Annotated in this window: 1 pseudogene; it reads left to right on the top strand. The window is 37.6% G+C overall.

Going from position 1 to position 237, the window contains the following annotated elements:
* Positions 1-183: pseudogene (locus AAEY57_RS21085) on the top strand (sensor histidine kinase); the annotation flags it as partial.
* Between the last annotated feature and the right edge of the window lie 54 nt (positions 184-237).

Raw genomic sequence — 237 nt, forward strand, 5'->3', positions numbered from 1 at the left:
GGCTTTGGGTTAGGTTCTGACCATGATGTTATTTTTACCCCTCAGTACAGCTCTAAATCAGGAGCAGAGCATGGTATTGGTTTATATTTAGTAAAAACAAATTTAGACTCATGCGGTGGCACGTTAGAAATTGGTGAGTCAGACCTACTTGGTGCAAGACTAAGTGTTTACATTCCAAAATAATAAGAGCATTAAACATGACGTATTCAGTAGTAATAATTGAAGACGAAGTAGAGG

Origin of the sequence: Pseudoalteromonas sp. MER144-MNA-CIBAN-0113 (assembly GCF_040308965.1) — a bacterium.
Taxonomy (GTDB): Bacteria; Pseudomonadota; Gammaproteobacteria; order Enterobacterales; family Alteromonadaceae; genus Pseudoalteromonas; species Pseudoalteromonas tetraodonis.